The organism is Thiorhodovibrio litoralis, assembly GCF_033954455.1.
In the GTDB taxonomy this organism is placed as follows: Bacteria; Pseudomonadota; Gammaproteobacteria; order Chromatiales; family Chromatiaceae; genus Thiorhodovibrio; species Thiorhodovibrio litoralis.
The window spans coordinates 5,357,607-5,379,324 of record NZ_CP121473.1; the positions used below are offsets into that span (position 1 = coordinate 5,357,607).

The 21,718-nt window shown below is 66.9% G+C and carries 14 protein-coding genes; 1 reads left to right on the forward strand and 13 read right to left on the reverse strand.

Translation table 11 applies throughout. The features are described from left to right. Positions 1-933 precede the first annotated feature (933 nt). Positions 934-1,641, forward strand: a complete 708-nt coding sequence (locus Thiosp_RS24255; protein ID WP_201067378.1) for a hypothetical protein — start codon at positions 934-936, stop codon at positions 1,639-1,641. Positions 1,642-1,751: 110 nt separating this feature from the next. On the opposite strand, the gene Thiosp_RS24260 is transcribed toward Thiosp_RS24255, so the two are convergent. The 13 genes from Thiosp_RS24260 to Thiosp_RS24320 all read right to left on the reverse strand — a co-directional run bounded on the left by Thiosp_RS24260 (position 1,752) and on the right by Thiosp_RS24320 (position 21,707). After that, positions 1,752-2,591: a DUF4351 domain-containing protein gene (locus Thiosp_RS24260; RefSeq protein ID WP_323696757.1), complete on the reverse strand. Its 840-nt coding sequence runs from the start codon at positions 2,589-2,591 to the stop codon at positions 1,752-1,754. Next, positions 2,573-4,348: a tetratricopeptide repeat-containing sulfotransferase family protein gene (locus Thiosp_RS24265; protein ID WP_323696758.1), complete on the reverse strand. Its 1,776-nt coding sequence runs from the start codon at positions 4,346-4,348 to the stop codon at positions 2,573-2,575. Before Thiosp_RS24265 ends, Thiosp_RS24260 begins: the two co-directional genes overlap by 19 nt. 5 nt (positions 4,349-4,353) lie before the next feature. Next, complete coding sequence (locus Thiosp_RS24270; protein WP_201066640.1) at positions 4,354-5,289, reverse strand: UDP-glucuronic acid decarboxylase family protein; 936 nt, start codon at positions 5,287-5,289, stop codon at positions 4,354-4,356. A gap of 97 nt (positions 5,290-5,386) precedes the next feature. Continuing rightward, on the reverse strand, positions 5,387-5,590 hold the full coding sequence (locus Thiosp_RS24275) for a hypothetical protein (protein WP_201066638.1): 204 nt from the start codon (positions 5,588-5,590) through the stop codon (positions 5,387-5,389). A gap of 45 nt (positions 5,591-5,635) precedes the next feature. Continuing rightward, positions 5,636-6,850: a class I SAM-dependent methyltransferase gene (locus Thiosp_RS24280; RefSeq protein ID WP_201066636.1), complete on the reverse strand. Its 1,215-nt coding sequence runs from the start codon at positions 6,848-6,850 to the stop codon at positions 5,636-5,638. Then, positions 6,850-10,875: a tetratricopeptide repeat protein gene (locus Thiosp_RS24285; RefSeq protein ID WP_201066634.1), complete on the reverse strand. Its 4,026-nt coding sequence runs from the start codon at positions 10,873-10,875 to the stop codon at positions 6,850-6,852. Before Thiosp_RS24285 ends, Thiosp_RS24280 begins: the two co-directional genes overlap by 1 nt. Then, positions 10,872-15,068 carry an FkbM family methyltransferase gene (locus Thiosp_RS24290; RefSeq protein WP_201066632.1) on the reverse strand — a complete coding sequence of 1,399 codons (4,197 nt, stop codon included), beginning with the start codon at positions 15,066-15,068 and terminating at the stop codon, positions 10,872-10,874. The genes Thiosp_RS24285 and Thiosp_RS24290 overlap by 4 nt, the downstream gene beginning before the upstream one ends. 19 nt (positions 15,069-15,087) lie before the next feature. Beyond that, positions 15,088-16,626 (reverse strand): class I SAM-dependent methyltransferase, encoded by a 1,539-nt coding sequence (locus tag Thiosp_RS24295; protein WP_201066630.1) that lies wholly within the window; start codon positions 16,624-16,626, stop codon positions 15,088-15,090. Further along, positions 16,623-17,420 carry a SapC family protein gene (locus tag Thiosp_RS24300; protein WP_201066628.1) on the reverse strand — a complete coding sequence of 266 codons (798 nt, stop codon included), beginning with the start codon at positions 17,418-17,420 and terminating at the stop codon, positions 16,623-16,625. The genes Thiosp_RS24295 and Thiosp_RS24300 overlap by 4 nt, the downstream gene beginning before the upstream one ends. Continuing rightward, positions 17,421-19,268: a tetratricopeptide repeat-containing sulfotransferase family protein gene (locus tag Thiosp_RS24305; RefSeq protein ID WP_201066626.1), complete on the reverse strand. Its 1,848-nt coding sequence runs from the start codon at positions 19,266-19,268 to the stop codon at positions 17,421-17,423. 10 nt (positions 19,269-19,278) lie between these two features. Further along, the gene (locus Thiosp_RS24310) at positions 19,279-20,814 is read right to left on the reverse strand and encodes a class I SAM-dependent methyltransferase (RefSeq protein ID WP_201066624.1); all 1,536 of its coding nucleotides are present in this window, start codon (positions 20,812-20,814) and stop codon (positions 19,279-19,281) included. A gap of 63 nt (positions 20,815-20,877) precedes the next feature. After that, positions 20,878-21,093: a hypothetical protein gene (locus Thiosp_RS24315; protein WP_201066622.1), complete on the reverse strand. Its 216-nt coding sequence runs from the start codon at positions 21,091-21,093 to the stop codon at positions 20,878-20,880. Positions 21,094-21,179: 86 nt separating this feature from the next. Continuing rightward, the gene (locus tag Thiosp_RS24320; RefSeq protein ID WP_201066620.1) at positions 21,180-21,707 is read right to left on the reverse strand and encodes a hypothetical protein; all 528 of its coding nucleotides are present in this window, start codon (positions 21,705-21,707) and stop codon (positions 21,180-21,182) included. Between the last annotated feature and the right edge of the window lie 11 nt (positions 21,708-21,718).

Genomic DNA, 21,718 nt, shown 5'->3' on the forward strand with positions numbered 1-21,718 from the left:
CTTTTGTGACGTCGGGCGACCAGGACACGGGCATGGGGAGGCAATGCCCCATGACCCTGCTCATCCTGAGAGTCGGTAATCAGTCCGACCCGGGGGAGGCGTGAAAGCGCCTCACCCGTGCCACAGACGAGGGCCGTCCAGGCTGGCAGTGATGTCAGCGTCGGTGTCACGCGGCAAGTGCCGTGGAGGCGTCGGTGTACCGTGCGGTGAGCCAGGGAGGCGAAGCCGGGCGGGCAGGCGGGAGCGTAAGCGTCTAAAAGCACCGTTTAGGTGCAATGTGGAGCCAATTCGAGCCGACTAGGGTAGTGACCTGCAATGATCCAAAGGACCCAAGACGTAAGCAAGCCGTTCGGGACATTGGGCTGCTGAAAACCCCGGGACCTGGGGTGATGGAAGCTTGGGAACGACGAGGATCTAGGCGCGATTGGAGAGATGACAGGATGAGATAACTGGGCAACTGGCTGCGGGGGCCGGGATGGTGGTGCCATCTCGGTGCGGGTTTAACGAACCCGAAAAATCCCCAACGCTGGGAGAGCGTGCCCCAAGTAGGCAAAAAACCGCCCGCCGAAAGCGGGTTGGGAGCGGGTTTGATACCCGCGCACGGTGTGGCAGCCGTGGCCGAAAGGGGGAGAGCGCGCGTAGGCTGTGGCGACGGAAGTCGCCGGCGTTCAGGCCAGGGGGTCTGGACGTTGTGGTGTAGGGGGCGTTATTGCGGGTGGCACCGCAATGGCGTCAGTGCGCGCGGGGTGGCTCCCGCGCTGGTCTAACATTTTAATTCCGCGCTCGCCTGGCGAGCGTGACCGTGATTGGCGTCGCATTTTTGCGATGCAACTCCAACCTCGGCATGCCTTGCATGTCGAGGTTTTTTTTGTCCTGGAATGCCTCTCGGAGCTTGGGCCTTCGTCCCAGGCCATCACGCAGAGGAGAATTCTTATGACTTGTACATTTGTTTCTGGTTTGACCACTCCCATCGCCGATGTGGCGGTGCAGACGCGCGCGGGCTATGCGCTGCCCTACCCCACAGCACTGATGCTGGCCGGGCGCCCGAGCTTGGAGGCGGTGTCTTTCGGCGCGGCTGAGGACCCGTATCTGGCGCTCTTTGGTGGGGCTGTGGTGGCGATGCAACCGCCATCGGGCGGCACCTGCGCCTGGTGGCCGGTGGCGGATGCCGCCGGGGCGGCATTATCCTTGGAGCGGATGAATCCGCAGGATATTGTCTGGGCCCTCGACCGAGCACGAGCCCTCGCGGTGGCGCTGAACTGCGGCGTTGGCCTGTGCGGTCTGGCCGGCGATCAAGACCCGCGCGCGTTTCTCGAGCGGCTGCAGGCCCGCGATGGTTCTGCATCGACCATGCATTGGGCCGCCGCCTATGCCGCGGCCAAGCGCAGGCTGCCGGACTTGGTCGCGCGGGTGGAGTGGTTCGAGGAGGTCGATCCGCACACCGGTGCGGTGGTGCAGCTGCCCGCTCGGCGCCTTAACGGGCGTTGGGAGGTGACGGTTTGCGTGCAGGCCGGAAGGCTCTTGCAGCGGTCTTCGGTGGCGCTTGCGGGCGCGACAGCGACGGCGGTCGGGTGGTACCACGCCTGGTTGGATGCCCTCGGACGTGGCTGTGCGGAGCTTGCCGCACACGATCAAGGCTGATGCCTTAAACCCCAGCCCCGAGACCTTTGGTCTTGGGGCTTTTTTCTGCCCGGGTTGGTGCGCTACCGCCGCCTGGGCATCTCACTGCGCTGATTGGCGAGGATCGCGCCTCAGTGAAAAATCGTCTCGGGGGTCTCGGCGCTGAGGATGCGCTCGGACCAGGCCTCGAGCTGCTCGGGCTCGGCGGATTCGATACGCGGGCGGTAGGTCTCGGCCGAATCAGTGCCGAATTTCCGCGCGAACTGGCGCATCAAGATGGTGGCCTCGCCCTGCTGCAAACCCTGCTGCACTCCCTGCTGCAAACCCTGTTCAATAAAACGATCAGCAAACGCGCTCATGGTCTCGATCTCCTCGGCATAGTGTTGCTGGTAGCGCTGGCGTTCATTCTCATCAAGAGCGGCATAGATGTCGACGAAGTCGAGGTATTTGATCTGCCGCTCGCGGTCGGGTTCCAGCGTGCGCAGGCCGCGCACGGCTTGGGCGTAGACTTCAACCTTCTCCTCGGGCGCATACTGCATGTTGGGCAGGTTCAGGCGCGCGACCAGGTTGGGGCTGTCGAAGTAATCGCGCGCCTTGAGCCCGAACAGCGCACAGGCCAGATAGCTGAACTGCAGATAGGCGCGCGTGTCGCTGCCGAGGCTGAGCGTTTCGCGGAAGCCACCGGGGTGCAGGAAGATGACCACCGGCACCACGCGCTCGGTCTGGTAGAGCTCGGACAGGTCCAGGCAGTAATGGGCCAGGCGATGGATGGAGAAGCGCCCAGGCTCGGTTTCCTCCTCGAAGACAAACAGCAGTGCCTGGCGGCGGCCATCGGGCCATTCGAGCAACAGCGGCACGTCCAACTCCCGAAAGCGCTCGCCGAGGCGCTCTTTGAGCTGCTCCTCGCGCAGCGGCAGAGTGTAGCCGATTCGCTGGATAAGATGGGAGCGCCTTACCCGGTGCTTGCGCAAGCCAACACCCCCACCAACCCCTGCAACAGCCCCTCATACCGCCGCCAGCGCTCAATCGCCTGGGTGTGAATCGGCTGGTTGACCTGCGCGGCGCTGGCGGTCTTGACCGCGCGGGTGCTGTGCTCGGGGTGCAGGCAATCGGGGTGGAATGCAAGTCCGCAGTGATCGAGCAGGGCGCGGATCTGCGGCTCGGGATCGCTGACCAAGGCTTCGTAGCGGACGCTATGGATCGGGATGGGCAGGACTTGCTGCCAGTGGGCCATCAGGGTCTGGTAGTCGCGGTAGTGCGCGCCCAAGGTGATCAGGTCATCGGCGTAGGCATGGCCGGTGGCGAAGTTGTGGCTGTAGATCGACCAGCAGGTGGCCATGGGGTCGCGCTGGCAATGCAGGACGGTGGCCTGGGGAAAGAGCAGCGCGATCAGCCACAGGTGTTCGAAATTATGCGGCATCTTGTCGGTGGCGCGCTGCTCGGGCTGGGTGGCGGGCAGGGCTTGCCGGTAGCGCGCGGCCAGGCGCTGGGCTTCGCCACTGGTGAGGGCCTTGGGATGGTGGCGATGACCGGGCGGCCTAGGCTGGCCGCTCCAGCGCTGGGCGAGGCGACCGAGGGTGGGACGTTCGCCGCCGGGCTGGATCTGGGGGTGACTGGCCAGGATCTGCTCGGTCAGGGTGGTGCCGGAACGGGGCATGCCGAGGATGAAGATCGGTCGGGCGTCGGGCTGGCCCCAGTCGCGGCGGGTGGTGAAGAACTCGGCGGTGAAGGTCTGGCACAGCCATTGGACGCGGGCGCGGGCTTGCTCGACATCATAGCGATGGCGCAGGTGTTCGGCGCGGGCGGCGTGGCCGGCTTGGTAGTGGGCGAAGGCGCGCTCGGGTTGCTGCTGGCGGTCGTGCAGATGGCCGAGGGCGAAGTGCAGATCTTTGCGCCGCACCACGTCCAGATGGGGTTGGTTGAGCGCCGCTTGCAGGGTGGCGAGGGCGGCGGGCTCGGGTGGCAGGCGTCCTTCCTGGGCGAGGTTGATCAGGGCCTCGACGCTGTCGGGCTGGCAGGCCAGGGCGCGCTGGTAGCTTGCGCAGGCTGAGTCGATCTGGCCCTGGGCTTTGAGGAGACCGCCGCGGGTGTTGTGCAGGGCGGCGTCCTCGGGGAACCGGGCGAGGGCCTGGTCGCAGGCGCTGAGGGCGTCATCCAGGCGACCGAGGCGTTTGAGCACCAGGATGCGGTTGGTGAGGCTGAGCCGGTCGCGCGGTTGCAGGCTGAGGGCCTGGTCATAGGCAGCCAGGGCGTCGCGCTGGCGGTTCAGCGCGCTGAGCATCGCGCCCCGGCCACGATGGGCTTCCAGCGCATTGGGGTTGAGGCGCAGGGCGTTGTCGAAGGCGGCCAGAGCCACATCGCGGCGACCGAGGTCGCTCAGCACATTGCCGCGATTGGTGTGGGCTTCGGCGTAGTCGGGTTTGAGGGTTAGCGCGTGGTCGTAGGCCGCCAGGGCTTGGTCGAGCTGACCACGGCGTTTGAGGACAATGCCGTGGTGCATCCAGTAGGCGGGGTTGCTCGGGTCAATGGCCAGGGCTTGGCGCAGGCTGGTGTCGGCTTGGTCGAGCGTTCCTTGCTGAAGGTGGATCAGGCTGAGCTGGTGCCAGGCCTCGGCGTGTTGGGGGACGGCGGCGAGGATGGCTTGGTAGAGCTGGGCGGCGGCGGGGAGATTGCCGGCACGGTGGTGTGCGGTGGCGGCAGCGAGGGCGTCAGCAAACATCAGCGTCATGTGCCTCAGGCATCCAGCGCGCGAAAGTAGGCAATCGTCTCCCGCAACCCCTCCTCCAACCCCACCCGTGGCTCCCAGCTCAACACCCGCCGGGCGCGGGTGATATCCGGCTGGCGGCGAATCGGATCATCCGCTGGTAGCGGTCGGAACTCCAATCGGCTGTTTGAGCCAGTCAGGCGCAGAATGGTCTCGGCCAGTTCCCGCACGCTGCATTCGCTGGGATTGCCGAGGTTGATCGGGCCAGTGTCCTCGTCCTGGCGCATTAGCCGCACCAGGCCTTCGATCAGGTCATCGACGTAGCAGAAGGAGCGGGTCTGGCTGCCGTCGCCGTACAGGGTGATGGGCTCGCCTTTGAGCGCCTGGACGATGAAGTTGCTCACCACCCGGCCATCGTTGGGGTGCATGCGCGGGCCATAGGTGTTGAAGATGCGCGCCACCCGCACCTCGACACCGACCTGGCGGGCGTAGTCGAAGCACAGGGTCTCGGCGCAACGCTTGCCTTCGTCATAGCAGGCGCGCGCGCCGATGGGGTTGACGTGGCCCCAGTAGTCTTCAGTTTGCGGATGCTGCCGCGGGTCGCCATAGACCTCGCTGGTGGAGGCTTGCAACAGCCGCGCGCGCTTGCGTTTGGCCAGTCCGAGCATGTTGATCGCGCCCAGCACCGAGGTCTTGGTGGTGGCCACCGGGTCACTCTGGTAATGCACTGGGCTGGCCGGGCAGGCGAGGTTATAGATGCGCTCGACCTCGACATAGAGCGGCAGCCAGACATCGTGGCGCAGCAGCTCAAAGCGCGGATGGCCGAGCAGATGGCGGATGTTGTCCTTGCTGCCGGTGTAGAAGTTATCGACGCAGAGCACGTCGTGCCCGTCGGCCAGCAGTCGCTCGCACAGGTGCGAGCCGAGAAAGCCAGCGCCGCCGGTGACCAGGGTGGTGGGGCGCATTAGCCGCCGGGCGGATGATGGCGCAGGTAGACGATCAGCCCACCGCCGATCAGATTCACCAGCAGCAACAGGAGCAACAGCAAGCCGACGGTCGTGCTCATGATTCCTCCTCCCCGTCGCGCACATAGGACAGTACCCAGACCGCGACGAATTCGATATTGAAAAACCCCAGAATCGACAAGACCAACTGCACCCAGGCGACGGGCTGCGCGATCAAGCCGGTATAGCCGAAGACGGCAAACTGCGCCAGGGCGATGGCATGCAGCGCCGCGGCGATATGTTTGAGTTGCGCTTTGTTCATGTCCCTAATCTTAACAGCGCCATGGGCGCATCGCTGGCGTTTGGGTCAGCCGTAAGGATGCCCCCCATCCGCATAATCCACCAACCGCCCGACATGCTCAATCAGCACCTGTCCAACGCCAATCCCCTCGCGTGCCATCTCCGCCAGCACATCGCGCGCGCGCCACTGCATGGGCACGATCACCACATCGACGGGTTGTTCTTTCAGCGCATCGCGAAAGACGATCCGCTGCCCGCAGCCGGGCACATGGGTGCCGACCTTGCCAAGGTCTGAATCCACCACCAGCGGGAAGCGCTCGGCATCGACGCCATAGAAGTGCATGAAGGCCGCCGCCTTGCCGGTGCCGCCCCAGATGGCGATACGCTGACCGCTGGCCGCTAGCGCGTCGAGCTGCTCGCGGATGGTCGCGATCTGTTCTTGGCTGGCGGCGGCAAAGGCGCTGGCCTCGCGCACTTTGGCGACCAACTCCGGCGCCACCCGTAGCTTGACCAGGGCATAGATCACCTCCCGATCATAGCCATGCGCCAGTTCGACCACCTCTCCCGCCCTTTCCATCAGGGTTCGGAAGGAGCGGGTGGTGAACTGCGACGGGTGCTCGTAGAAAAAGTCCGCCAGCCGCCCGGTCTCGAATACCCGGTCGATGCAGGGCATCTCGGCGAACAGCCATAAGGGTTTGTCCAAGCCGGCCGCGCCCCAGGCCAGTTGCTCGACCAGGCACACCGGATCGGTCATGTGCTCCAGCACATGGCGCAACACCACGGCATCGGGGGCAAAGGCCGGCATGTCCGCGAGCGGCTCGAAAAAGCGCGCATGAAACTCCAGCCCCTGGCCGGTCTCGCCGCTGGCGTTCGGATCGAAGCCCAGAAAGCGCCCCTGCCCGCCCCGCGCCTCGGCCAGGCCGCGCACAAAGTGCCCTTCGCCGCAGCCGATATCCACCACCGTTGGATGCTCCGGCAGGCGTTCCAGCAGCAGATGCCGCACCGCCGTCAGATGGCCCTGCCAGATCAGGCCGGTGTTGAACATGCGGTTAGGATGATCCGCGTAGGGCACGGCCTCGTAGGTGAAGGAGCGGTTCCACACATGGGTGCAGCGCGGGCATTGCACAAAGTCCAGCGGATAGCGCGGCATCGCCTGGGCGTCTTCGGTGCTGCGCGGCCAGCCCAGGGTGGCGAGCGGTTGCGCACCGCCGGCGAAGAAGGGCGCGGCCACCGCGTGGTAGCAGACGGGGCACAGGGATGGCGACAGCAGTTGCGTCCCCATCAGCCGGCGGACCTCGTCATCGTCTCGTCCCACATGCCCCGCAGCGCCGCCTCGAAATGGCGGGCGAAGCGCGGTGCGTCGAACAGCGGCGAGGCGGCCACCTGCTCGCGCAGGCGCGCCCGTAAGGCTGCTAGGGCATCCAGATCCGCGGCGAAGGCCACCGCCTTGGCCACGTAATCGGCATCGTCCGCCGCGATCCACTCGGGCAGGCCGGCGTTGTGCGCGATGCTCTCACCGACATGCGACAGGAACCGATCCCCGCGTTTGGTCAGCACCGGCACCCCCATCCACAGCGCCTCGCAGGAGGTGGTGCCGCCGGGATAGGGGAAGGGATCAAGCGCGATATCCACCTGCGCATAGGCCGCCAGCAGCTCGGCTCTGGGGGCCGGCCCCTCCAGGCGCAAACGCTCGGGGCCGATGCCATGCGCCGCGAAGCGCGCGCGCGCCTGCGCCACCGCGCTCGGATCGGCCAACTGCTTGGTCTTCAGGAACAAGCGCGCATTCGGCAGCGCATGCAGAATCCGCGCCCAGACCGCAACCACCCGCTCGGTCATTTTCGCCAGGTTGTTGAAGTTGCCGAATGTCACCGTCCCGGCGCCCCGCGCCGGGAGCGCCGCGACCGCCGGCGCCTCCTGTGGCGCCGAAAAGCACAAATAGCTCTCCGGCAGGCGCCAGACACGCTCGGAGAAATGATCCTCTTCCCCAGCCGGCGTCACATAGGGATCACCGAGCAGATAATCCATTTCGCTCACCCCGGTGGTCCCGAAATACCCCAGCCAGGTGACTTGTACCGGGGCCGCGCGTTGGGCGAAAACACCCAGGCGATGATGAGCCGTATGCCCCGAGAGGTCGATCAGGATATCGACTTCATCGGCACGGATGGCCTCGGCCGCCTCCGCATCCGCCCAACCGACCAGCGATCGCCAGCCATCGAAGCGCTCCCGCAGCCGCGCGGTCACCGCGTCTTCACGAACGTCGGTGGAGTAGGCCAGCGTCTCAAGGCGCGAGCGATCCTGCCACGCTAACAAGGCCTCGAGAAAAAACGCCACCGGGTGTTGGCATAAATCCCCGGAGACATACCCAACACGCAACCGACGACCCGCGCTCCGCCGGAGTTGCAGCGCGGGCAGCACGCGCGTTAGGCACTGATTGAAACGCCCCGCCTCGGCCAACAGCGTGGCGGGCGTCACCGCTTCGAAATAGTGCCTTAGTAACAGCCGATTGGAGTGCGCATCCGCATAGTCAGGCTTCACGGCCAAGGCTTGATCATAGGCTTCGAGCGCTTCCGTCAAGCGCCCAAGATCCCGCAGTATGTTGGCCTTGTTCATCGGCGCCTCCGGCGCGCCAGGCTGCATCCGCATCACCTGCTCATAAGCGCCAAGCGCCTCCTCCAACCGCCCCATTTCCTGCAGCACCACCCCCCGACCGCCAAGCACTTCCGCGGCATCCGGTTTTAAGGCCAGCGCGCGTTCGCAACCCTGCAGCGCCTCCGCCAACCGCCCCAGCTTACGCAACGCCATGGCACGATTCTGATGGGCCGCCACGTAACCGGGATTGAGCGCCAACACCTGATCATAGGCGCCCAGTGCCTGCTCCAGCAGACCGAGATCCTGCAACGCATTGGCGCGGTTATAGTGCGCCTCGAGATAGCCCGGATTTAGCGCCAGCGCCCGGTCACAGGCTTGCAGCGCATCCCGTGGCCGCCCGAGTTTCCACAACACCGCGCCCCGGTTACTGTGGGCCTCGTCATAGCTCGGCCGCAGCGCTTGCTCATAGGCGCCAAGCGCCTCCTCCATGCGCCCAAGGTCCTGCAACGCATTCCCCCGGTTGCAATGCGCTTCCACATAACCTGGCTCTCGCGCCAGCGCTTGGTTGCAAGCTGCAAGCGCCTCCTCGAACCGCCCGAGTTCCCGCAATGCCGCCGCCCGATTATTGTGCGCGGGGGTCAGATCCGCCCGAACCGCCAACACCTCGTCATAGCCGCGCACAGCCTCCTCCAAGGCCCCGCGCTGCTGCGCTTGCAAGGCGGCATTAAACAGCCCCGCAAGACCCGCTGTAACACCCGCGACGGATTTGTTCGCGGCCCGCGCGCGTTTGTGATGTTTCTTCTTCTGGCGCTGCGCACGCCAGCGCTCGCTGAAGCGCGCCGTCGCCGCCGGCGACGAACCAGGCGACGATGAACCCAGCGGCGGTTCTGGCGGGTTGGTCACGCTCTCCGCCGCCGTCTCGCCGGTGAAGCCCGCCAACCCCTGCAACCCCATCAGCGGCTCCAGGCAATCACCGTAGCGCCGCCAGCGTTCCTTGCTGGTTTTGTAAATCGGCTGGCGCGCCTGCCAGTTGCTCGCCGTGCCCACCCGCCGTTCGGTCTGCTCATGCGCGAGCACCCGCGCATCCCAGGGCAGCTCCAAAAAAGCCAGCAGGCGCCGCGCCCAGCCCTCGGGATCATCCACCAGCCCCTCATAGGGCACCGCCAGCAACCGCCGCGCCGGCAGCACCGCGTGCCAATGCGTCATCAACCGATGATAGAGCCGGTAATGCCAGGCCAAATCCTCCAGATCGCTGGCATACAGATGGGTCTGATCGAAATTCTGACAGTAAATCGACAAACAGGTATCGCGCGGATCACGCGTCACATGCACAAAGCGCGCGTGCGGAAACACCGCCGCGATCAGCCCCAGATGCCAGACATTACCCGGCATCTTATCGATCACATAGCGCGCGTTTGGGCGCGCACGCGCCCGAAAAGCCAATTCCTGCAAGTAGCCCTCGGCCAGTTGGCGCAGCAAGGCATCGCTGTAGGCGCCATCCTGAAAGGCCGCCGGATGCGCATTGGCCGCTTCGCGCCAATACCCCAGCTCCCCGGCCCCCAGCACCTCGGGATGGGAGGCCAGCATCTGCTCGGTCAGCGAGGTGCCCGAGCGCGGCATCCCGATGATGAACACCGCGCGGCGCGAATCACTGGCGCCGGGGCGCACCGCGTTAAGCTGCTCGGGCCGATGCAAACGGATCAGGCGTTCGGCCAGCCGCGCCTCGGCCTCCCGGTTATAGGGCGGCAACTGCGCGCGCTTGCGCGCGTTGGCGCTCTGGTAGTAGGCGAAGGCTTGTTGGTAGTCGCCCACATCATTGCAGAACTTGCCCATCGCAAAGCGCAGCTCAATCTCGCTGACAACGGCCAGCTCCCCGCCTAGCAGCTCCTCGGCCCGGCGCAGCCACTCACCGTCCTCGGGGGTCATGCGCCGCAGCTTCACCAGCCCGGCCCAGGCCTCGACCTTGTTCGGATCGCGGCGCAGCGCTTCGCGATAATGCCGCTCAGCCTCGGCAAAGCGCCCGCGCTCCACCTGCGCCAGCGCCAGTGCGCTCCAGTTCTCAGCATCCTCGGGCGCCAGGCTCAGCGCACGCTGCCACGCCCCCAGCGCCTCGTCCTCGAACCCAAGGTGGTTGTGCGCGAAGGCAAGCCCCCGCCAGGCCGCGGCATACCCGGGCGCGGCCGTCACCAACTCCCGGTACAACCGCTGCGCCTCCCGATGCCCACCCAACTGCAACAGGGCGGCGGCCAGATTCGCCTTGGCCTCGGGCATGTCCGCCTGCAATGCGAGCGCCTGACGGGCAAAATGGGCGGCTTCCCGCGCCTGGCTTTGGCGCAACAGCACCGCGCTCAGATTGGCATGCGCCATCGCCAACCCGGGCGCCAGCGCCACCGCGCGTCGGCCATGGCGTTCGGCCTCCTCCAAGCGCCCGAGCTGGCGCAGCGTATTGCACAGGTTACTGTGCGCCTCGCCGTCCTCGGGCGCGCAGCGCACCGCCTGCTCCTTGGCCTCAAGCGCCGACTCGTGCTCTCCCAGGGCGGCCAGCGCCAGGCCCAGCAGCTTCCACACAAAACACTGCCCCGGCTGGGCCTTGAGCAGCGCGCGCGCCAAGGGGACAACCCGCGCATACTCGCGCCGGCGATAGGCGGCGATCAGCGCGTCCAGCGGACGCGCTTCAGTGTTTTGCCCCCCCGGGAGAGACTTGTCGGCTGCGCTCATGGGTGGGTCTCCGGGGCGGATTCCGCGCGGTGGTTGTCAGGCAGGGATTTTCGGGTCTCGGGATAAGCCACCACATTCAAACTGATCCGTTCCCCATAGGGGGCCAGATCGCTGGTGTCCTTGAACAGCCCAAAGCGTTCCACCCGCTCCACCCGCGCGAAGCCGGCCTGGCGCAGAAAGCTCGCCAGGATGTCGAAGTTCAACCCGATGTAGTGGAAATCATGCTCATCCACCTGCCCGCCAAAGAGCATGCGCATCAGATGAAAGCGCTCTTGCAACGGCCGCTTGGGATCGCTCACCGCGCGGCCGAGCAGATCCATGTCCGGCACGCTGATCAGCAGCCGTCCATCGGCGCGCAGCAGCCGGCGCAGGCCCTGCAGCGTCGGCAAAAACGCTTTCTGCGGCACATGCTCAAGCACATGGCTGGCGTAGATCTCCAGGCAACTCCCATCGCCATAGCGCGACAGGTCGCGAATATCGGCCACCTCGTCCACCGCCGGTCCGGGGGCGATATTCACCACCCGCCAGCCGGGCTTGCGCTCGCGCCCGCCCAGGCACAGGCGCAGGGGCGCCGATGCGCGCAGCAGCCCGGCCCACACCGGCGCATTCCCCCCACCGGCGCCCAGCAGCCGCTGCATCACCGCCGGCGGCACCGGCGCCTGCCCGGCCGCGAGCAGCAGCAGCGCCAGACGCCGGTCCATCGCCAGGTCGCGATCAGGGTTCGCACCCAGCAGGCCGAGCACCGCACCGTTGCGATGCAGGTAGGCCGACAGGGCGCGCTGGTGCTCGAAGCTCTCGCAGATCACCGCTTGCAGCCAGCTCGCCACGGTGCCGCGCGGGGTGCGGTGGTCATCCGCCAGTCGCGGCGGCAACAGCGGGCGATCCGTGCGCGCCTTGAGGTCTTGTTGCAGCGCCTCGACCAGCGCCCGGTTGCGTTGCACCGCCGCGGCGCGCGCGCCGACGGCGAGCAACACCCGGATGTGCAGCAAGCGGGTCGCCAGATGGGTATCGCCGGCGGCGTCCAGGCGCTGCAGGGCCGCCAGGCTCGCCCGCAGCCAGGCCCAGCGCGCCGTCAGGGGCTGCGTCGGGTCCGCCGCGCTCAGATAGGCATCAAGCGCCTGTTCATAGTCCGCCCAATGCGGGTCATCGCCGCGCGCGGCCTGTTGCCAGGCGCTCAGGGCTTGCCCGTCGGGGGCCAGGGCGGCCAAATAGGGCAACCCGGCCAGCGCCTGCGGCCAGTGGTGCGCCGGCGGCGGCGGCGTCTGGGAGGCGTCCTTGGCACTGAGCAGCCAACCGGTCGCGCGCAGTGGCTCGGCCCGAGTGGGGCGGCAGGCGAAGAGGTTCATCTGAAACGCATCGAGCGCCTCATCCGCCGCCACCGGCACTAGGGCGTTCACCCCCGGGATTAGCCGGTAGAGATCCAACCCGAAACCGCGCAGCGCGGCGATCAGCTCGCTGTCGATGGTATCGCCCCGGCGGATGTCGCACAGCACCAGCGGGTCGTGCTCAGCGAAAAAGCGCACGCCGCCCTGCAAAATGCACAGTTCCTCGCCTTCGGCGTCGAGCTTAACCAGGTCTGCCTTAAAGCCCTCGGGCCACTCGGCGGAGTCCAGCAGCGCATCTAGGGTGGTCAGGCGGATGGTCTCGGTCTGGGTGGAGGGCGCGTTGGCGGCAGCACTCAAGCTGTTTTGTTCGCTGTTGTCGCTGATGGTGAGCGTCGCCTCGCCTTCATGATCCGACAGGCCGACGCGCAGCAGGGTCAGCACATCCGCGAAGCCATTCTCGACAATGCTGCGATCTAGCATTTCAGCCGGTGCGCTGGCGGGCTCGCAGGCAATCACCCGGCCCTGCCCGTGCAGCCGTTGAGCCAGGCTCAAGGCATAGACGCCGTGATTGGCGCCGATGTCGAGCACACCCATGCCGGGTTGGACCAACGCGCGCAGAAACGCCAACTCGGCCTCGAACCACTCTTCCTGCTCCAGCAGTACGAAGGTGGTCATGCGCTTGACATCAGGGGGTACGCAGACCTTCACCTCATCAGCGATGGTCAGGGTCCAGTGGGTGTCGCTCAGGGTGCTGGGGCTCGGTTCGGCGGTGGGCATGGGCGGGGTAGGCAACAGACGCGCCAGCGCGCCTTCGGCCAGGGCTTGCTCGGCGGCTTGGATGGGGGACGGTTGGTTCGGATCGCGTTGCGATGGCACCTCAAAAACACGCGGCTCCTCGCCGGCGCAGTGAATGCGCCACATCTCGCGCAGCGCCCACTCCAAGGTGCGCGCAAAGCCAACCTCGTCGCGCAGCGCGCTGGCTTCCAGTCTGGGGCGCAGGGTGGCGCGATAGCGGCGCAGGCGCTCGGGGTCTTGCGCCAGTTCAACGGCGATGCGCACATACTCATCGGCGTCCTGGGCGATCAGCTCGGGCAGCTCCAGCCGCGTCAGAATGCTCGCGCCCACCCGCGCGGCATGGCGGTCGCCGCATTCGCTGACCACCGGCACGCCCATCCACAGCGCTTCCACCGTGGTGGTGGTGCCGTTGTAGGGGAAGGTGTCAAGCGCGATATCCACATGGTGATAGCATGCCAAATGCGCGGCCACCCCTGGCGTGCCGGGCCATATCCGCAGGCGCTGCGGCGCCACACCCTGCGCGGCCAGGGCCTCCAGCAGCCGCGACCACACTTCCGGATCGACCACCTTGCCGCTTTTCAGCACCAACAGCGCCTTTGGTACGGCGCCTAAAATGCGCACCCACAGCCCCAGGGTTGCAGGGGTGATCTTGGCCAGGTTGTTGAATGAGCCGAAGGTCAGTGCCCGCCCGCCGCACAGCGGTGGCTGGCAGACCGCCAGCGCGGCCACCGCCGACGGGGGGCGGTAGCACAAAAAGCCATCTGGCAGCCGGATCAGGCGCTCGCTATGGTAGGCATCGGTCGCCGGCGGATCAGTGATGGCATCCACCAGCCGATAGGTCATGGTTGTTAGGCCAGTCGTATTGGGGTAACCGAGCCAGGTCACTTGCAGGGGTGCCGGACGGCGGGCGAACACCCCCAAGCGATGCCCGGCACTGTGTCCAGCCAGGTCGATCAGCACATCAATGCCATCGTCGCGGATGCGCGCGGCCAGGGCTGCGTCGTCCAAACGCCGTACCTCCACCCAAGTGGTGCAATAGGCGCGCAGCGCGATGTTCAGCGCATCAGCGCGAAAATGGGTGTCATAGACATGGAGTGTCAGGCGCTCCGAGCACAGGTGCGGCAGCACGCCCTGCATAAACCAGCCCACCGCATGCTCGCGCAGATCGGCCGACACCAGCCCCAAGCGCAGTGGGCGCTGCGCCTGTGCCAGCCCCGGCGCCGACCAGGCGGCCGCGGCACGCGCCTCAGGGTCCCCGCGCTCCAAGGTCGCTCGATAGGTCCGGTGTTCGTCAAACAGGGTCGCGCTGTCGATATCGGCGCGGTAGTTCAGTGTTAGCAGCAAATTGCTGTGTGCCTTGACCAGGCCGGCATCCAAGCGCAACGCCTGGCGCATGGCGGCCTCGGCGGCAGCGATCTGGCCCTGGTTTTTGAGCACATTGCCCAGGTTGTTATGCGCCTCGGCCAAGTCCGGTTGCAAGGCAATGGCCCGGTGCAAACTGGCCGCCGCCGCACTCAGTTGACCCGCCCACATGCGGTTCACCCCCAAGCGCATGTGCGCGTTGGCATCCCCGGGCCGCGCGGCAATAATCTTCTCCAGCAGCGCATCGCATTCGGGCAGCCGCCGCTGCTCAAACAGCAGGTTGCACAGCGCCACCTCGGTGTCCAGATCGCTCAGCGGGTCAGCGGGGAGCAGCGCGAGTGCCTCGCGCAACAGCGCCTCGGCCTGTTCCACCGCCCCGCGCGCGCGGTACACTGCCGCCAGGTTGTGCAGCAGGGCCCGATGTCCCGGCGTGCGCACCAGCGCTTCGCCGAGCAGCGCCTCGGCTTGCGCCAAGCGGCCTTGTTTCAACAGCGCCGCGCCCAGGTTACTGGCCGCATCGGCCGCGCTCGGGTCCAGTTGCAGCGCGCGCCGGGCGGCCACCTCGACCGCCGGCCAGTCGCCGCGCCGGCTGGCCGCCACCGCTTGCTGCAAAGCGTCGGCCAGCGCCTTGGGCTGACCTGATAGCCGATCAGCCGCCCGATGGGCCTTGGCCGCGCCGCGTCGCTTGCCGCGACCGATGCGACGGCTCATGCGCCAGCCACCACCCGTGTCAATCCAGCACGCCGAGGCGCTGCAACAGTGGCAGGGTCTCGCCAAGGAAAGGGTCAAGCTGGCGCATCAGCTCCGCCTCGGTCGCAGCGCCGGGTGCGAGCGCCTGCCCGTCGCGCCGCAACTGGCGCCCAAGCGCCTCCAGCCGCGCCGCCACCGCACGGGCCAGCGCCGGCAGTTCACGCGCGCCCTCCGCCCAATAGGCCGCTAGCGCCAGCATCTGCGGCGCCTCCAGCGCCACCCCGGCGCCGCTGCCGGGCAGCGCCAGATGCCGATACGCCGGCGCTCCCGCGCTCGCGGCATCAACCACCGCGCGGTTAAATGCCCGCGCCGGGCTCGCATCGGCCGATGCCGCACCAGCCACCACCACGCCAGCGTCGATGAGCAGCGACAGGGCTTGCGCCAGGCGCGTCTCGGCGATCCCGGGCAGCGCGGCACTCAGCTCGGCCAAGCTGAAGGCCGCGCCGCGCTCCAGCGCCACGAGCAAGGGCTGATAAACCTCGGGCTTGCCCTGCACGGTGACGAAACCGGTCTTGAACGCCAAGCTCACCCGCCCCGGCACGCGCACCAGGCTGAAGCGCTGCGCGCGCAGGCGCGCACGCTGCTCGCCCGACCACAGCGGCACGCGTCCGCGCACAAAGACATCGCGGCGAAACATCTGATTGGTGAGCAGATCCCGATACAGCTCGCGCAGCGGCACATCCTCGGCCGCCCCCAGCATTTCACGCTGCGCCGGCGGGATCAGGCCAATTTCGTTGTCGCCGAGCATGGCGCTGCCGAGAAATTCAAGCTTGGCCGCGCGCGCCTCGGCCATCACCTCGGTGCAGTAAAAGGGCGTCCAGGCGGCATTGAAGTATTCATGGAACAGATAGTCATCCTGCCCTTGCGCGCGCTGCGCCTGAATCTTCTCCAGGCGCGCCGGCAGCCCCGGCTGGGCCGTGAACAACACGGCTTGCGCCGCGCCTAGGCGCTTTGCCGCCTCCAGCGCACCCGCGAAGGCCGCCGCCCCCACCCCCTGGCGAGCAGCGAACTCGCGCATCAGCCGCTGCAACGGATGGCTCGCCAGCCAACCGGGCAAGGTGTTGTAACTGAGCATGGCGAGGCCGCCAGGGCGCAGGCTGCGCTCGATCAGCGCAAACAGCGCGGCGCGCACCGGCGCTTCGATCCAGGCAATAATGCCGTGTGCCAGCACATAGTCCACCGCGCCCCAGGGTAAGACCGGTAGCGCGCTGAGCGCGAGAAAATCCCCCTCGAGAAAGCGCGCATTGGTCAATCCGGCACGCGCCGCCAGGGCCTCGGCATGGGCGATATGGGCCGGGTTGAAGTCCACCCCGATATACTGCCGCGTCGGATCGGCCGCCGCCATCAGGCACAGCCCAAAGCCCTGGCCGCAGCCGAGCTCCAACACCGTGCCCCCGGCCGCGGGCGGGTTCGCGCCCTGGCTCAGCGCCAACCAGTCCAGGCGCGCCGCTACCCCTTCGGGATAAAAGCCGTAGGTGTAGGGCACCTCGGTGACATAGCCATGTGGCCAGTCGCTCATGGATTCACCTCCGCGTCGTCGGAATCGGGGTCGTCGAACTGCAACTGTGCCTCATCGGGGCGCAGGACAAAATCGGTGGTCTCGCTCACGCCACGCTGCGCGGCTTGCTTGCGCCCTTGCGCCTTGCGCTTGGCCAGCCCCTCCAGGCGCACCAGCCGCGCGCGCGAGGCCTCCTGCAGATACAACAGCCCCAGGGCGCCGGCGGCGTGCAGTTGCAGCAACACCTCGGCCTCCAGTGCCGCCAGCCGCGCCGGGCTGGCGCTGAGCAGCGGCCCGGGCAGGGCCTTGGGCGCGCCCTCCCAGGGTGCCAGCACACCGCTGGCCGCCACCGCCGCCAGCACCGGGGCGTCGCGCGCGGGGTTGGGCGCCAGCGTGCGCAGCCGCTCCATGCGCTGGGTCACCACCGCGCTCGGCTGGCCCTGGGCATCGAACAGCGGCTCGCCCTGGTCGCGCGAGAACCAGTCGCTGTCGGGGTCGATTAGCACCGGGGCGGTGGCGCCCTCCCTGGCGGGACCGAGCACCAGCGGATGGGCGCGGATCAGCGCCGGCATGTAACCGCCCATCCAGCGCCCGCGCGGGCCGAGTTGGGCGTTGTCGGTGGCGGTGGGGGAGAGCAGCGCGCACAGGTGCAGTCCTTCCTCGCGCGCGATGAACACCAGCGGCAGGTCGAGTGCCGCGCGCGCGGCCTCGGCCACGCCAAGCTCCACCAGCGGGCGTTCCTCCAGGTGGCGCAGCGGCCCGGGCGCCAGACGCAGGTCGCCGTGTTGGCTAGGCGAGAGGGGTACCAAGGCCATTTATGCGGTCTCCGCAGCGGTGGGCGCCTCGGCGCCGGGGTAGTAGCGCACCCACCGCGGGTCGAAGGCGTCGATCAGGGGTTGGAGCGCTTGTTCGTAGCGGCGCCATTTCTGGGCCGAGGTGCGGTAGATCTTGCGCCGCACCTGGGCCACACTGGCGGTGCGCACCGAGCGCTCGAGCTGGTGGAAGTCCATCACCCCGTCGTCCCAGTCGAGCCCGACATAGTCGAGCAACTGCCGGGTCACGCCGATCTGATCGGCCACCAGGTCTTCGTACCAGAACTCGAAGAAGTTCAAGCCGATGGCGCGCCAGTGCGCCATCACCCGGTGGTAGTCGTTGATCTGGCGCGCGAGCTTTTCCAGATCGAACGCAAAGCCCATGCCGCCGAAGCGGGCGCCGAAGTTTTGCTGATAGTTCGACAGCGCATTGTCACGCGGGTCACGCTGCACATGGATGATAGGGGCGTGCGGAAACAGCAGTCGGATCAGCCCCAGGTGCTGGAAGTTGTGCGGCATCTTGTCCACCACCCAGGCCGCGCCCAGGCAAGGCGCGGGCAGGTTGCGCAGATACCCGCGCGCCATGGCGGCGAGTTGCTCGCGGCTGAGACGTGTCACCGCAGCCGGGTAGCGACCCGCCTCGGGATAGCGCCGCGGCAGCAGGCGGATCATCATCGCCACGGTCGGCTGCTCGCCGCCAGCGCAAACTTGCTGGTGGCTGCCGAGGATCTGCTCGGTCAGGGTGGTGCCGGAGCGCGGCATACCGAGGATGAAAATCGGCCTAGTGCTGGGGTGGCCCCAGGCGCGGCGGGCGGTGAAGAAGTCTGTCGTGCAGGTCTGGCACAGGCGGGTGAGGCGGACGCGGGCTTGGTCGGTGTCGTAGCGGTGGCGCAGGTGCTCGGCGCGGGCGGCATGGCCGGCTTGGTAGTGGTGGAAGGCGGCGTCGGTCTCGTGGCGTTGGTCGTGCAGGGTGGCCAGCGCGAAGTGCAGGTCTTTGCGCCGCACCACATCGAGCCTGGGTTGATGGAGGGCGGCTTGCAGCGGGGCGAGTGCGGGAACCTCAGGTGGCAGGCGGCGTTCCTGGATCAGGTTGATCAGGGCTTCGATGTTGTTGGGCTGAAGGGTCAGCGCGCGCTGGTAGTCGGCGCAGGCGGCGTCGATGCGGCCTTGGGCTTTGAGGATGCCGCCGCGGGTGATGGAGAGAGCGGCCTCCTGGGGGAAGCGGGCTAGGGCGGCGTCGCTGGCGGCGAGTGCTTCGTCGAGGCGGTCGAGGCGTTTGAGCAGGATGATGCGCTGGGCGTGGCTGGCAGAATCCTCGGGGCGCAGGGCGAGGACTTGGTCAATGGCGGCCAGGGCATCCTGAAGCCGGCCGAGCTGGCTCAGGCTGTGCGCGCGGCCGCGGTTGGCTTCCGCGAAGTTGGGCTTAAGCTGTGCGGCCTGGTCGAAGGCGGCAAGCGCCTCGCGCGGGCGGCCAAGGTCGCTCAGCACATTGCCGCGGTTGTTGTGGGCTTCCGGGTAGTCGGATTGGAGCGTCAGGGCTTGGTCGTAGGCGGCCAGCGCTTGATTCAGTTGGCCACGCCGTTTGAGGATGATGCCATGGTGCATCCAGTAGGCGGCAATATCGGGGGTGAAGGACAGGGCTTGGCGTAGGCTGGCGTCGGCCTGATCGAGGTCGCCTTGTTGCAGCCGGATTAGGCCGAGTTGGTGCCAGGATTCTGCGTGTTGGGGAACGACGGCGAGGATGGCTTGGTAGAGTTGGGCAGCGACGGGCAGGTTGCCGGCGCGTTGGTGGGCGGTGGCCAGTGCAAGCGCTTCAGACAGGCTTAGATGTTGTTCATCCGGCCTCGACATTGGCTCACCCTCAAGCGATCTGCAACGCCTCCATCACCGCCAACCCCTTCGCCGCGAAGCTTTCGGCCTCGGCGGTTAGATGCGCGAGGTTGTCTTCTTCGCGCTGCAACGCCTGGCCATCCTTGAGCACCCGCTGGTTCTGGGCTTTTAGGATGTCCCAGACGAACCGCGCCCAATCGGCCGGTGTCTGACGCCCCTGCTGGCGCGCGAGCAAAAAGAGCTGGTGGAAACGTTCGACGTTGATCCCGCCACCCGTGATGGGACTCGCCAGAAACCGGATCGCGTCGCTGCCGCGGGCTTGCTGCATCAGATGGCGATTGAGCGCCTTCGTGCGCGGGCGGCATTCGGCCGCGATGGCCTCCTCTTGAGCCAGGTGCAGATGCCCGCCGCCTGCGAGGATGCGCACGGCTTCCCAGAGTTGGGCGAAGGCGTTTGGGCGGCCCGCGAGACGTTGTTCGACCTCCACGAAGGTACGCGGTTGATAGTCCGCTAACACCTCAAGCAGTAGCGAGTAGAGATGCTCGTCCAAGTTTGCCTTCCCCAAAGCGCCGGTGGTCTTGCGCGGCACGTCGGCGGAGGGAGTTGTCAGTATCAGCCGCAGAGCACGGATCTGTTCGAGCTGTTCGAGGGGATTGAGCCGCCGTGACCCCTTGATCCAGTAGTCACGGCGGAATTGTTGGTTGACCATCAGGTCGCGTACGCCAGCCTGGAACAGGGGATCGGATAGCTCGGCAAGCAGCCCGCGTTGCTCGGCAGTAAGGTGTATCGTCTCAATAGCGTCGAGTGGATGGGCGCTGCCGGCATAGTCGAGCTTGGCCGGTTGCAGCCACTCGGCCATGGTGCCCAAGGACGTCGGCGCCCAGTCGCGGTTGAAGTATTCGTGCGCCAGATAGGCGCGGTTGTGGCCTTTGATTTTCTCAAAGCGTGACAGGATGCCAGGATTCTCACGCGTATAGGCGGGGTTGGTGGCGAGCAGCCGTTCGACGAAGCCGATCGCGGCATCGATGCGTCCGACCCGGCCCTGCCCGGGCGCACCGAGCACATCGGTGTGGGCCTTGAGCAGATCGCGCAGCGGCACGAAAGCGGCCCAGCCGGGAAAGGTGTTGTAGCTGATGTAGAGCACCCCGCCAGGGTTCAGATGGCGGCGCGCGAAATCCGCAATCACCCGGCGGTTCTCGTCGCTGATCCAGCTCCAGATGCCGTGCAGGCCGATGAAGTCGAAGCCAGGAAGCTCGGGGCGCTGCGCGAAGTCGGCGAAGGCGTCGTCGAACACCTGCGCCTCGCTGCCGGCGAGCCGGGTCAGTTCCCGGGCGAAAGCCGCTTGGCTCGGGTTGAAGTCGGTCCCCCACCAGCGCACGGGGCTGGCGGCGGCGTGCAGGTTCAGGCCCAGACCCTGGCCAAAGCCGAGCTCGCAGGCGGTAGTGATGGGGGGAACCGCCAGGCCGGCATTCAGCAGGGCTAGCGCGATCCGAGTAGGGTTCAGCTCGTTGTAGTAGCCGTGGGTGTAGCCGAGGTCGGCGACATAGCCGGCGGTCCAGTCGGTCATGGGGGCTCCTGACGGTAACCAGCTTCACTGCGTGGGCGACATGTAAACACGTATCGTGATGCGCTAGTGCGTGGTGGCAGCCTGCTGCGCCTTGATCTGCTCGTCAAGCCGCTTGAGAGTCTGGTTCAGGCCATTAACGATGGCGCCAGCCTGGTTGGCGGGCAGAATCAGGGTGCCGACCTCCTGGGTGGTGTTGTTGGCGCCGCTCTGCACCAGGGTAATGCGCAGGTTGTTGTTGCTCAAGCTCACTTGAGTGAAGCCGTCGGCGAAAATGTGCATGGAAAATCTCCTGGTGATGAAAAAATCTGTGGTGACGCCCGGCGCCAGACAGCACGGGGCGGAGGTCTGTCAGGATGGCTTAGCTTTTACAGCCCCAAGCGTTCGAGGGTTGCCACCGCTAGCTTCAGCACGCCATGGAACACAGCCGCGACGGCGAAACCGAGCATGCCCAGCACGGGCGCGAACCAGAGCGCCACCCCAACCTTGCCGGGATACTGCGCGCGCAGTACCTCGATCAGCTCCAGCAGGCCCAGCAAGGCGAGCAGTAACGGCAACCCCCACAAAAACCAACCGGAATACAGGAGCGAGCGCGGGCGCCGCCGCGGCAGCGCGAAGGTGTCGCTCTCATCGAACCAAGCCGCCGCCAGCGCGCGGGTGATGGTCTCCCGGGTGTAGCCCTGGCGGTAGAGCTTCGGCAGCACGCTCGCGCCCGCATCAGACTCGCGACTCGGCGGACGCAGCACACAGTCACCGATGGTTCTGGCGGCCCGGTCGATGAAGGCGTCGCGCTCGCCATTGGTCTCGACCAGCAGGGCTTCTCGAACAACGTCGTGCTGATAGCGGTAAGCGGCGAACTCAGGGATGTCGGCGCAAGGAAACGCGTGAATGGCCACGCGGGGCGATT